Source organism: Kocuria sp. KSNUG (assembly GCF_049532735.1).
In the GTDB taxonomy this organism is placed as follows: Bacteria; Actinomycetota; Actinomycetes; order Actinomycetales; family Micrococcaceae; genus Kocuria; species Kocuria rhizophila.
Genome location: NZ_CP150981.1, coordinates 1971587 through 1983599 on the forward strand (window position 1 = coordinate 1971587; position 12013 = coordinate 1983599).

Annotated in this window: 10 protein-coding genes, 4 tRNA genes and 1 riboswitch; of the genes, 3 read left to right on the plus strand and 11 right to left on the minus strand. The window is 70.1% G+C overall.

Annotated elements, in window-relative coordinates; translation table 11 throughout:
- Positions 1-190: 190 nt before the first annotated feature.
- The 7 genes from pnuC to AABM36_RS08635 form a co-directional block, all read right to left on the minus strand.
- Positions 191-898 carry a nicotinamide riboside transporter PnuC gene (gene pnuC / locus AABM36_RS08605; protein ID WP_121240789.1) on the minus strand — a complete coding sequence of 236 codons (708 nt, stop codon included), beginning with the start codon at positions 896-898 and terminating at the stop codon, positions 191-193.
- A gap of 142 nt (positions 899-1040) precedes the next feature.
- Positions 1041-1213: riboswitch (FMN riboswitch) on the minus strand.
- A 65-nt stretch (positions 1214-1278) separates the two neighbouring features.
- On the minus strand, positions 1279-1944 hold the full coding sequence (gene rpe / locus AABM36_RS08610; RefSeq protein ID WP_121240791.1) for a ribulose-phosphate 3-epimerase: 666 nt from the start codon (positions 1942-1944) through the stop codon (positions 1279-1281).
- A gap of 56 nt (positions 1945-2000) precedes the next feature.
- Positions 2001-3761: an RsmB/NOP family class I SAM-dependent RNA methyltransferase gene (locus AABM36_RS08615; RefSeq protein WP_019309065.1), complete on the minus strand. Its 1761-nt coding sequence runs from the start codon at positions 3759-3761 to the stop codon at positions 2001-2003.
- Entirely contained in the window at positions 3758-4681 is a 924-nt protein-coding gene (gene fmt / locus AABM36_RS08620) for a methionyl-tRNA formyltransferase (protein WP_029603098.1), read from the minus strand. Before fmt ends, AABM36_RS08615 begins: the two co-directional genes overlap by 4 nt.
- An 11-nt stretch (positions 4682-4692) precedes the next feature.
- Complete coding sequence (gene def, locus AABM36_RS08625; RefSeq protein WP_019309063.1) at positions 4693-5418, minus strand: peptide deformylase; 726 nt, start codon at positions 5416-5418, stop codon at positions 4693-4695.
- A gap of 48 nt (positions 5419-5466) precedes the next feature.
- Positions 5467-6384: a hypothetical protein gene (locus tag AABM36_RS08630; RefSeq protein WP_019309062.1), complete on the minus strand. Its 918-nt coding sequence runs from the start codon at positions 6382-6384 to the stop codon at positions 5467-5469.
- Between the two features lie 101 nt (positions 6385-6485).
- A tRNA-Val gene (locus AABM36_RS08635) sits at positions 6486-6557 on the minus strand.
- Between the two features lie 265 nt (positions 6558-6822).
- Between AABM36_RS08635 and AABM36_RS08640 the strand changes: the two genes are divergently transcribed.
- The 3 genes from AABM36_RS08640 to AABM36_RS08650 all read left to right on the plus strand — a co-directional run bounded on the left by AABM36_RS08640 (position 6823) and on the right by AABM36_RS08650 (position 7134).
- Positions 6823-6895, plus strand: a tRNA-Gly gene (locus AABM36_RS08640).
- A gap of 57 nt (positions 6896-6952) precedes the next feature.
- A tRNA-Cys gene (locus AABM36_RS08645) sits at positions 6953-7023 on the plus strand.
- A gap of 36 nt (positions 7024-7059) precedes the next feature.
- Positions 7060-7134: transfer RNA gene (locus tag AABM36_RS08650), tRNA-Val, on the plus strand.
- A gap of 127 nt (positions 7135-7261) precedes the next feature.
- Here the strand turns inward: AABM36_RS08650 and AABM36_RS08655 are convergent.
- From AABM36_RS08655 to nrdH, 4 genes are all read right to left on the minus strand, one after another.
- Positions 7262-8218 (minus strand): ornithine cyclodeaminase family protein, encoded by a 957-nt coding sequence (locus AABM36_RS08655; protein WP_019309061.1) that lies wholly within the window; start codon positions 8216-8218, stop codon positions 7262-7264.
- Positions 8219-8389: 171 nt separating this feature from the next.
- Positions 8390-10549 carry a class 1b ribonucleoside-diphosphate reductase subunit alpha gene (gene nrdE / locus AABM36_RS08660; protein WP_019309060.1) on the minus strand — a complete coding sequence of 720 codons (2160 nt, stop codon included), beginning with the start codon at positions 10547-10549 and terminating at the stop codon, positions 8390-8392.
- Positions 10546-11040, minus strand: coding sequence for a class Ib ribonucleoside-diphosphate reductase assembly flavoprotein NrdI (gene nrdI, locus AABM36_RS08665; protein WP_029603097.1), 495 nt, complete (start codon positions 11038-11040; stop codon positions 10546-10548). The genes nrdE and nrdI overlap by 4 nt, the downstream gene beginning before the upstream one ends.
- 391 nt (positions 11041-11431) lie before the next feature.
- Positions 11432-11668 (minus strand): glutaredoxin-like protein NrdH, encoded by a 237-nt coding sequence (gene nrdH / locus AABM36_RS08670; protein WP_019309058.1) that lies wholly within the window; start codon positions 11666-11668, stop codon positions 11432-11434.
- Positions 11669-12013: the final 345 nt, after the last annotated feature.

A 12013-nucleotide genomic window follows, 5' to 3' on the forward strand; every position in this document is an offset into this window, starting at 1 on the left:
GGCGCAGGGGCGCCTGCCGCGCGCGGTGACGTGTGTGCGCGAGCCGGGAGTCCGGCGTCGTCGTGCGCATCGGGTCCTGCCGCCGGGAGACCGGGGGCACCCGCCGCGCTCGGTGACATGCGTGCGGGGTGCGGGAGCCCGGCGTCGCCGTGCGGGCCGGGTCCTGCCGCGGGGAGACCGGAGGAGCCTGTCACGGCCGGTCGTCCCCGACCGAGAGGTGCAGGTCCGGGAACCCGGTGCCGATGGTGGCCGCCCTGCGCTGGCGCGTGTTGACGCGCCACCACACGAAGAAGCCCGCGAGGGTGAAGCCGCCGTAGACCAGGTACATGATCCCCGAGGCGTAGTAGCCCGCGGAGAACAGCAGGGGCACGCCCACGATGTCCACCGCCACCCAGAACAGCCAGAACTCGACCCAGCCCTTGGCCATCCCCCACGTGGCGAGCAGGGAGCCCATGAAGATCCAGGCGTCCGCCCACACGGGCTCGTAGGACCCCAGGGCGCGGAAGATGGGCGTGAGCACGGCCGTGCCGAGCAGCAGGGCGGCGATCAGGAACACGCGCTGGCGGGTGCCGGCCCACTGCGGGGTCACGGCCTCCTGCGAGGCGCCCCGCGAGCGGTGCCACTGCACCCACCCGAACACGGACACCGCGATGAACATGACCTGACGCCCGGCCTGCCCCAGCAGGTTCACGGGATTGGGGGTCTCGAAGACCGCGCCCAGGAACACCGTGAGAAGGATGGCGTTGCCCACGATCCCCACGGGCCAGGCCCACACCTTGCGTCGCATCCCGCCCACGGCGGACAGCAGACCGAACACGTTGCCGATCACTTCACGCCACAGGATGAAGCCGTCCCCCACGCGCAACTGCGCGTCGAACAACCAACGCAGGACCTCCACGGTGTCTCCTCCTCACCCGCCACGAATCGGTGGTTCCGGGGAGCAGGAGCACGCCCACGGCCGAGACCGTGCGGCGGATGGCACCACGACAACGCCCAGGACGGCCCACCCAGGACAGGGTGCGCCGCGGGACCGCGGTGCCCACGTGTGCCTACCATCCAGACTGTACTGTCGGCACCGGAATTCCACCGGTTCGGCCGTTCACTCCGTGGCCGCGATCCCGACCCTCGGAGGGGCCCGGCACCACGGTCACGGTGTTCACGGTTCGCGGACTGTCACCGCCGGTTCGGAATTGCACCGACCCCGGAACACGTTGCTGGGCACAGTATGCCACGCACCTCCGACAGCACGGGCACGGGAGGCGGGGCTCCGTCCGCCCGTCAGCCCATGTGGGGACGCGCGGTCTCCCGGAGGGCGGCGATCGCCGCGGCGGGGTCCTCCTTGCCGTACACGGCGGATCCTGCGACGAAGGTGTCAGCGCCCGCCTCGGCCGCGCGCACGATGGTCTCCTCGGTGATCCCGCCGTCCACCTGCAGGGCCACGGTGCCCCCGTGAGCGCGCAGCGCGTCGGCCGCGCGGCGGATCTTGGGCAACGTCACGTCCAGGAACGTCTGGCCGCCGAAGCCCGGCTCCACGGTCATCACGAGCAGCATGTCGAGCTCGGGCAGCAGGTCCAGGTACGGCTCGATCGGCGTGGCCGGACGTACCGCGAGACCCGCCTTCGCGCCCGCGGAGCGCAGCTCCCGGGCCAGCTTGACCGGGGCCATGGCGGCCTCCGCGTGGAACGTCACGGACGCGCACCCGGCCTCCGCGTAGGCGGGAGCCCAGCGGTCCGGGTCCTCGATCATCAGGTGCAGGTCCAGCGGCACCGGCGAGACCGCCTGCAGCCGCTCCACCACGGGCAGCCCCAGGGTGAGGTTGGGGACGAAGTGGTTGTCCATCACGTCCACGTGCGCGGCATCCGCCGTGCTGATGCGCTGCAGCTCCTCACCCAGGCGGGAGAAGTCCGCGGAGAGGATGGACGGGTGGATGTCACAGCGGGTCATGGGTTCCTCCTGCGGGAAGCGGTCTGGCGAGGGCGGTGGAGAGAAGCGGTCCGGGGTCAGGCCGTGCGACGCAGCGCGACCATGTACATCGCGTCCGTGCCGTGCACGTGCGGCCACAGCTGGACGCTCGTGCCGCCACCGGGAAGTTCGTGGCGCACGGAGCGCGCGTCCTCCAGGGCACCCGGCAGGGCCGCCTCGACGGCCAGCGCGGCGGTGTCCAGGACCTGCACGTCCGTGCGCTTCTCCAGCAGATCCTGGAGGACGTCGTGGGTCTCTGCGGTGTGCGGGGAGCACGTGGCGTACAGCACCACGCCGCCGGGGCGGGCGGCCGCCACCGCGGCGTCGAGCAGCTCGCGCTGGATCCCGGCGAGATTCGCCACGTCGGACGGGGTGCGCCGCCAGCGGGCCTCCGGGCGGCGGCGCAGCGCACCCAGACCGGTGCACGGGACGTCCACGAGCACACGGTCGAACACCCCCGCCCGCTCCTGCGGTATCTCCCGCGCATCCCCGGTCCGCAGCTCCCACGCCTCACGGGGCACGGGCTGCAGCGCCTGGCGCACGAGCTCGCCGCGGTGCTCGCTGACCTCGTTGGCCAGCAGGGAAGCGCCCTGCTCGTGGGCCAGCGCCGCGAGCAGCGCGGCCTTGCCGCCGGGTCCGGCGCAGAGGTCCGCCCAGTGCCCGGTGTCTCCGGTCACCTCGGCCCGGGCCAGCACCCGTGCAACCAGCTGCGAGCCCGCGTCCTGGACGCGCACCACTCCCTCACGGGCGCCGGGCACGCGGTGGACGTCTCCCCCGCCGCTGACGGCACTGCCGGGTACGAGGTCCCCGGGTTCGGCGCCGTCCTCCAGGGCGCGCTCGAGCGAGCCGAGGCCCGGCAGGGCCACGAGGTGCACGCGCGGCGCCTCGTTGTCGGCGGCCAGCAGATCCGTGATCTCCTCGGGATCCCGACCGTTGGCCCGCAGCGCGCGGCGCAGCGCACGGATCTCCCACACGGGGTGCGCGTAGCGGATGCTCATCCGCCGCCACTCGTCCGGCTGCTCGCTCTCGAGTGCCTCGAGCCACTGCTCCTGGGTGCGCCGGGCCACCTTGCGCAGCACCGCGTTGACGAGCCCGGCCGGACCCTGCCCGATCTCACCCCGCACGAGCCCCACGGTGGCGTCCAGGGCCGCGTGGTCGGGCACGCGCATGGCCAACAGCTGGTGGGCGCCCAGCCGCAGGGCGTCCAGCACCGCGGGGTCCAGCTGCTCCAGAGGGCGGTCCACGCAGCCGGCCAGGACGGCGTCCCACGTGCCGCTCCAGCGCATGGTGCCGTAGGCCAGTTCCGTGGCGAACGCGGCGTCCCGCTTGTCGAGGCGCAGCTCCCGCACCAGGCCGGGCAGCACCAGGTTGCCGTAGGCGTCCTCGGAGTTCACCGCGCGCAACGCTCGGAACGCCGCCAGCCGCGCCGGATCGGAGTGGCGGCGCCGCTGGCCCGGGGCCTGCGCGGAGTAGGACCGTTCGTGCTGGGCACGCCGGTTGCGCTCGTGGCCCTTGGCATTGCGGCGGGAGCTACCCGGCCCCGACCCGCCCTGTCCCTCCCGGTTCGGGCGGTCGACGGGGCGACCCGCGGAGCCGGTCGCTCCGCCACGCCGGTCCCCCGGTCCGCTCCGCGGGTTCCCGGCCCGCCCCTGGTCGGTGCCGCCGCGGGAGCGGAAGGAGTCCCGCGCCGCCCGGGGGCCGTCTCCACGGCCGCCGGAGCCGCCTCGACCGGCCCGTCCTGGACGGTCGTGGCCGTCCTCCTGCCCACCCTGTCCGTGGGTGCTGCGGTCCTGACTCATACGAACGCCACCTGTTCCATGTGCTGCTTGCCACGGGCCCAGTCCAGGGCCGCCATGGGCTTCTTGCCTGCGGGCTGCACGCGGGTCAGTTCCACCGCGTAGGACCCGGTCCCGGCGAAGACCTGCCGGTCCCGAATCTCCACGTGACCCGGGGTGATCCCCGTGACCTGGGGTGCCGGCACCACGCGTTCGACCTTGACGCGCTGGCCGTCGAACTCCGTCCACGCCCCGGGCTCCGGGGTGACGCCGCGGACGTGGTGCGCCACCACCACGGCAGGGTGTGACCACGTGATCCGGGCGTCCGGGCCGGTGAGCTTGGGCGCCGCACTGGCCTCACCACGCTGAGGTTCCGGGTGCACGGCACCCGAGGCCACCCCCAGCAGGGACTCGGCGAGCAGCGGGGCCCCGGTGTGCGCGAGCCGGTCCAGGACGGTGCCGGCGGTGTCCTCCTCGGAGACCTCGTCCGTGAGGGTTCCCACCACCGGGCCGGTGTCCATCCCCTGGTCCAGCACGAACGTGGAGGCGCCCACCACGCGGTCGCCCGCCATCAGTGCTCGCTGGACGGGAGCCGCCCCGCGCCACTGCGGGAGCAGGGAGAAGTGCAGGTTGATCCAGCCGTGCTCGAACACGTCCAGCGCGGCCTGCGGCAGGAGGGCCCCGTAGGCGACGACGGCGGCAATGCTCGCTCCCGTGGCCCGCAGGGCGTCGTGCAGCTCCGGGCCCACCCGGTTGGCCTTGAGCACGGGAAGGTCCAGCTCCTCGGCCCGGCGCGCCACTGCAGACGGCGTCATGGTCTTCTTCCGGCCCACGGGGGCGTCCTCGCGGGTCAGCACGGCCACCACCTGCAGCCGGGGATCCTCGTGCAGCGCCTCCAGGGGCGGGACCGCGGTGTCCGGGGTGCCCGCGTAGAGCACCTTCAACGGTTCCTGGCTCATCGGGTTCCTCCCGCCCGGTGGAAGGCACTGACTCCGCGGGCGCCGTCAGCGTGGGAGGCGGAGGACGAGCGGGCGAACGCGGAACCCGGCGCGGCGGCGTCGTGCTCCGGGCCGGCGGCGGAACGGTGGACCGCACGGAAGGCAGCGGCACCAGAGGACTGGGAGGAGGCGCCGGGAGCCACGCCCGGGGCGCCGCGCTGCTCGTCCCGCTCCCGCGCGATCCGCTCGGCCGTGGCACGGAACGCGTCGCTGCGCAGCTGCCTCATGGCGTCCTTGCGCTCCTCCCCCTCCAGGCGGTCGACGTACAGCCGGCCGAAGAGGTGGTCGGTCTCGTGCTGGAAGCAGCGGGCCAGCAGTCCCGTGGCCTCGCGGTGGACGGGGTTGCCGTGCATGTCCACGCCCGTGATCGTGGCGCTGTCCCTGCGGGGGGTCTCGTACGAGAGGCCCGGCACGGACAGGCAGCCCTCGCCGCCCTCCTGCGGCTCGTCCCCCACGCTCAGCCGCGGGTTGACCACGTGGCCCTCGTCCCCGTGGATGCCCCACGTGAAGACCTGCAGCCCCACGCCCACCTGGGGGGCGGCGAGACCCACCCCGCCCACGGCGTACATGGTCTCGAGCATGTCCCGCACGAGCGTCCGGAGGGACTCGTCGAACTCCGTGACCTCCTGGGCGGGGGTCCGCAGCACCGGGTCCCCGATGGTTCGGATGCGCAGAATACTCACCGTGTGATGCTCTCCTCGCGAGGGTGGGGTGGATGTGAACAGCTCGTCTCAGTCTACGGCGGGCCCGGCTACGGTCCGGGTCTCCGGGGCCGCTCCCCCCGCCACCCGGCCCGTGGGCTGACCCTCGAGCGGCGGCGGGGCGATGCTGCGCAGCTGCGGGCCTGCCGCGTCCAGCTGGGCGGACCGCACCCAGACCTTGGCCAGGGCGCAGAACTTGTACCAGTGCGCCGGCAAGTGCTCGGCCACCGCCTGCACGGTCAGCGCCTCGGTCTCCCCGATGGCCACGGCCATGAGCACCTCGGCATCCCCGTACGCCCAGGGCTCCCACTGCCCGGCGGCGGCGTCCACGAGGGACTCCTCCGCCTTGAGCCCGGCAACCAGCTGGGTCACGACCTTGGGATCCGGCGCCTTCACACGCCCGGTGCGGTCCGTCCCCTTGGTCTTGTAGTCGATCAGACAGACCTTGCCGCCGATCCGCGCCACCAGATCCAGGGTCCCGGCATAGCCCACCGTGGAGTTCCACACGGTGATCTCCGCCGCGAGCGGCTCCGGGCGGTAGAGCTGCCACCACTGGTCCGCACTGTCCGCGAACCGTGCCTCGTGGTGCTCCTCCAGGTCCGCACGGGCACGCTCCACCTGGTGGTCCCGGCCCATGGCACGCAGCGCGAGCTGCTCGCAGTAGTCGTGCACGCGGTCCCCCCGCTGCGCGGCCTGGTCCCTGTGCCGTTCAGCGGCCTTCGCGGCGTGGTTGACCAGGGCACGGCGGCGCCGGGAGTCCCGCAGGGCGTCCGGCAGCTGCGGGTCCGCCGCGAGGGCCTGGGCCGCGCTGTAGCCGTACCAGCCGCCCAGGTCGTTGGCCTCGCAGCCGATGATCGTGGTGATGGACGGAACCTCCAGGTCCCCGCCCTCCCTGCGCGCGTACATGCGACCGGTGGGCGTGGACTGGGCCAAACGGGGTTGCGTCATGGGCCCAGCGTAGGAACGGGCGCAGACACGGACACGGCGCGAACACAGCGCGGACACGAAAAAACCCGGCCCCTCCCGGGACCGGGTTTCTCGTCGTTCCGTGCGCGATACTGGGATCGAACCAGTGACCTCTTCGGTGTGAACGAAGCGCGCTACCGCTGCGCCAATCGCGCTTGCAACGTTGAAGACTCTAGAACACATGATCCGCGATCGGCAAATCCACCCCCCTCCCCCGGATGGCCCGTGGCCGGCGACGACGATTTGCCCGGACCCGGGCGTGTGGGTAATGTTCTTCCTCGTTGGCAACGCCCCGCAGGCCAGGCCCACCGGATGGAAACACCCGGAAGTCGCAGCAAGCGGGTAGCGCGAAAACCTGTGATACAGTTTCCGCTCGGAAGAACGGAGAACCGCAGACCAGGTTTCCGATCGACCAACAATGCGGACGTAGCTCAGCTGGTAGAGCATCACCTTGCCATGGTGAGGGTCGCGGGTTCGACTCCCGTCGTCCGCTCGCAGTTTTCGACCCTGGTCGAGACCTGAGACCTTGTCCTCCAAGGATCTGGTCCCCGGTGGGGTGGCCGAGTGGTTAGGCAGCGGCCTGCAAAGCCGTCAACGCGGGTTCGAATCCCGTCTCCACCTCGGTGCAACCACCTCGTTCAATTCACTGAACATTGAGCGCGATTGGCGCAGCGGTAGCGCGCTTCCCTGACACGGAAGAGGTCACTGGTTCGATCCCAGTATCGCGCACCAGGAGCAACCCCGGAACTCTGGTTCCGGGGTTTTCTCATGTCCGGTCACTGCCCCGTCACGTCCCTGGTGCGCGTGGGTTCTGGTGCTCCCATCCGGCGCGGCCCTGTGGGCCGCGCCCGGACAGGAGTCACGGCGTGTCTGCGGCCTCCAGCACGCCGGCCGCCACTGCGAGGTCCTGCCAGCTCATCCCCACGCACTTGAACACGCGGGGCCGGTCCTCGGCCACGGCTGCGCGTCCCGCGACCACGTCCGCGAGCGGCACGAGCGTCTCCTCCGCCAGCGCGCCGTGGGCCACGGCCTGAATCACGTCCCCCGCCTCCCGCAGCGCCGTCCCGCGGTCCTCCACGACCACCTGGGCGCGGGCCATCAGCGCGTCGTCCAGCTCCCGAGCTCCGGGCTCGTGGGAGCCCATGGCGACGACGCACGCCGAGTCCCGAACCAGCGTCCCGTCGAACAGCGGCTGGGACGCGGAGGTCGCGCACACCACGATGTCCGCCGAGCCCACCTCGTCCGCGTCACCCGCACGGGCCGTCAGTCCGAGGGACCGCGCGTGCTCGACGGCCGCATCGACCTTCTCCGGGGACCGCCCGCACACGACCACGTCGTCGAGAGCCCTCACGTCCGCAAACGCCTCGATGTGGGACAGCGCTTGCGGGCCCGTGCCGAACACCATCAGGGTGCGGGCGTCCGGGGCCGCCAGGTGGTCGGCGGCCAGTGCGGAGATCGCGGGCGTGCGCAGCGTGGTGAGCGCATTGCCCTCCATCATGGCGCGCACGGTGAGGGTGGCGGTGTCCAGCAGCAGATAGGTTGCCTGGATCCGTGGCAGGCCCCGCTGCGGATTCCCCGGGGAGACCGAGGCCACCTTGATGCCGCTCCACGGTCCCAGCACGGAGGGCATGAGCAGCATGTGGCCCTCCCCCGCCGTCACGTTGTCGCGGGCCGGATCCTCCTCGGGGCGGAAGCCGTCCTGCAGCGTCTCGGCCAGCAGCTGACGGGCGCGACGTGGGCTCACGGCGTCGAGGATCTGCCGGGCGGTGAACCACTGCGGTGCGCTCTCGGGTGTGCTCGGCTGGGGCTGGGTCATGCGTGGATCCTCCTGTCGTGGTGGGACGGGCGGGCGCGCGCTCGGCGAGCCCGGGGACGCCGCTGCCCCGCACGACCGGCCGGTCGAACGGGGCAGCGGAGCAGGGTGAGGCACGTGCGGGACGTCACGCGGCGGCGTCGTTCCCCGGTGCTCACGGGGCACGACGGCGCGTCACAGCATGCAGGACACGCAGCCCTCGACCTCGGTGCCCTCCAGCGCAAGCTGGCGGATCCGCGAGTAGTACATGGTCTTGATGCCCTTGCGCCACGCGTAGATCTGGGCGCGGTTGATGTCACGCGTGGTGGCGGTGTCCTTGAAGAACAGCGTCAGCGAGAGGCCCTGGTCCACGTGCTGGGTGGCCGCGGCGTACGTGTCGATGATCTTCTCGTAGCCGATCTCGTACGCGTCCTGGAAGTACTCCAGGTTCTCGTTGTCCATGAAGGGCGCCGGGTAGTAGACGCGGCCCAGCTTTCCCTCCTTGCGGATCTCGATCCGCGAGGCGATCGGGTGGATGGAGGACGTGGAGTTGTTGATGTAGGAGATGGAGCCCGTGGGCGGCACGGCCTGCAGGTTCTGGTTGTACATCCCGTCCGCCATGACCTTCTCGCGCAGCTGCTTCCAGTCCTCGACCGTGGGCAGCGTGATTCCGGCCTGTGCGAACAGCTCTCGGACCCGCTGCGTGGCCGGCTCCCACGCACGGTCGGTGTACTTGTCGAAGAACGTGCCGTTGGCGTAGTCGGACTTCTCGAAGCCCACGAAGGACTCCCCGCGCTCCTTGGCGATCAGGTTGGACGCGCGGATGGCGTGGTAGGTCACCGCGTAGAAGTACATGTCGGTGAAGTCCACACCCTCCTCCGAGCCGTAGAAGATGTGCTCCTTGGCCAGGTAGCCGTGCAGGTTCATCTGACCCAGACCCACCGCGTGGGACATCTGGTTGCCGCGGCGGATCGAGGGGACAGAGTCGATGTTGGACATGTCCGAGACCGCGGTCAGACCCCGGATGGCGGTCTCGATCGTGGCGCCGAAGTCCTCGGACTCCATGGCCATCGCGATGTTCATCGAGCCCAAGTTGCAGGAGATGTCCTTGCCCACCTCGGCGTACGTGAGGTCCTCGTTGTACGTGGAGGGCTCGGAGACCTGCAGGATCTCGGAGCACAGGTTGGACATGATGATCTTGCCGTCGATCGGGTTGGCCCGGTTCACGGTGTCCTCGAACATGATGTACGGGTAGCCGGACTCGAACTGCACCTCCGCCACGGTCTGGAAGAACTCGCGGGCGTTGATCTTGCGCTTGGTGATGCGGGAGTCGTCCACCATCTCGTGGTACTTCTCGCTCACGTTCACGTCCGCGAAGGGCACGCCGTAGATGCGCTCCACGTCGTAGGGGGAGAACAGGTACATGTCCTGGTTGTTCTTGGCCAGCTCGAACGTGATGTCCGGGATGACCACGCCCAGGGAGAGGGTTTTGATGCGGATCTTCTCGTCCGCGTTCTCCCGCTTGGTGTCCAGGAAGTTGAGGATGTCCGGGTGGTGCGCGTGCAGGTACACCGCACCGGCGCCCTGGCGAGCACCCAGCTGGTTCGCGTAGGAGAAGGAGTCCTCGAGCAGCTTCATCACGGGGATCACACCCGAGGACTGGTTCTCGATCATCTTGATCGGAGCACCCGACTCGCGCAGGTTGCTCAGCGCGAACGCCACACCACCGCCGCGCTTGGACAGCTGCAGCGCCGAGTTGATGTTGCGCCCGATGGACTCCATATTGTCCTCGAAGCGCACCAGGAAGCACGAGACGAGCTCGCCGCGCTGCTTCTTGCCCGCGTTGAGGAACGTGGGGGTGGCGGGCTGGAAACGACCGGAGATGATCTCCGTCACGAGCCGCTCGGCCAGTGCCTCGTCCCCGTCCGCGAGGTACAGCGACACCATCACCACGCGGTCCTCGAACCGCTCCAGGTAGCGCTGACCGTCGAAGGTCTTCAGCGTGTAGGACGTGTAGAACTTGAACGCCCCCAGGAAGGTCTGGAAGCGGAACTTGTAGCCGTACGCCTGCTTGGACAGCTTCTTGACGAACTCGAAGCTGTACTTGTCCAGCACCTCGGCCTCGTAGTACTGGTGGTCCACCAGGTACTTGAGCTTCTCCTCGAGGTCGTGGAAGAACACGGTGTTCTTGTTGACGTGCTGCAGGAAGTACTGCCTCGCCGCCTGCCGGTCCGCCTCGAACTGGATGCGGCCCTCGGCGTCGTAGAGGTTCAGCAGGGCGTTGAGCTCGTGGTAGCCCAGACCCCGGTACTGCTCCGGGCAGGTGGGATCCTCGTGGCCGGGCTCGACGCTCACTCCCGGGGTTGCGTGAATGCTTGCCAAAACTCTTCCAATCCTTGGGTGACTTTTTCGACGTCCTCGTCCGTGCCCATCAGCTCGAACTTGTAGAGCAGAGGGACCTGGCACTTGGCGGCCACCTTCTCCGCAGCCACGCAGAACAGCGGGCCGAAGTTGGTGTTGCCCGCACCGAGCACACCTGTGAGGTGCTGACGGGACGGGGCGTCGTTGAGGAACTTGACGACTTGCGGGGGAACGGACCCCGCTCCCCCGGGGCGTCCGTAGCTGGGCACTGCCAGCACGTACGGCTCCGTGATGCGGGGAGCAGGCTCAGAGGTCTTGAGGGGCAACCGGACGGATCGCACCGGAAGCTTGGCGATGAACCGGTCGGTGTTGCGTGTGACGGAGGAGAAATACACCACCAGTGGTGCGTCCTCGTCCGCCACGATCGGAATGCGATGACGATCCCGCTCCTGCGCCTGAGCGAGAACCGAGGCCAGTGCGCTCATGCCGGGTCACTTCGATTCTTCGGGAGGGTGTTGTGTGCTGTTTCCGATACGGGGCATCGGCGGGGCCCCGGGGACCTGGCCCGGAGGCGCCGGTCCGGGAGGCCGACCGGGGCGGGACGCTGACCGGTCCGGATTCGTCTCCGGTTCGGATTCGTCTCCGGTCCGGAATCGTCTCCGGTTCGGGCTTGTACTCTCGGAGATGTTCTCCGCCCCGGGTGGGCCCGAAGTCGCCGCCGGCCGGGGAGACGGGCCACCCGGTGACCCTCCTCCGCGAGCGTTCTCCACCGGGAGCGTCGTTCGCAGGGGGCCTGGGTTCGTGCCGGGGACGCACCCTGATCCCGCCCGGTCCTGCGCGGGTGGCGGAACTGCGGTCTCCCGCGGCGCCGTGCGCTCAGGCGGAGAGCAGCAGAGCCAGGGAGTTGATCTTGTCCGGGCGGAAGCCGGACCAGTGGTCCGAGCCGGTCTCCACGACGGGCACCTGCTGGTAGCCCAGACCCACCACGTGGTCGTACGCGGCGGAGTCCTCGGTGACATCCACCACCGTGTAGTCGATGCCCTTCTTGGTGAGGGCGCGGTAGGTGGCGTTGCACTGGACGCACGACGGCTTGGAATACACGGTGATTGACATAGCCCATTCTCCTTGCGGGAAGTACCGATTTCTCCGGCGCTTCCGAAGCCTCGCGGTGGGTGACCGGGGCGGTGCGCCAGACGGTGGAACATCTGGATCAATACTACATCTAGTGTCGCGCGTGGGTAGGGCACCCAACATGATGTGGTCGCGTGTTCCACAGGGGCACCCGGGTTTTCCCCCGCCTTGTCCACAGGACACGAGCTCCGGGACCGCGTGATCCCGCGGTCCCGGACCCCCGAGGTGTGGACAAGAGGTGTTCCGGAAGTCACCGAAAAACTTTCCGGGCAGGGTTGCGGAGGATGCGGGAGCAGCGCAGGGGACAGCGCAGGTGGTCCGGGCGCG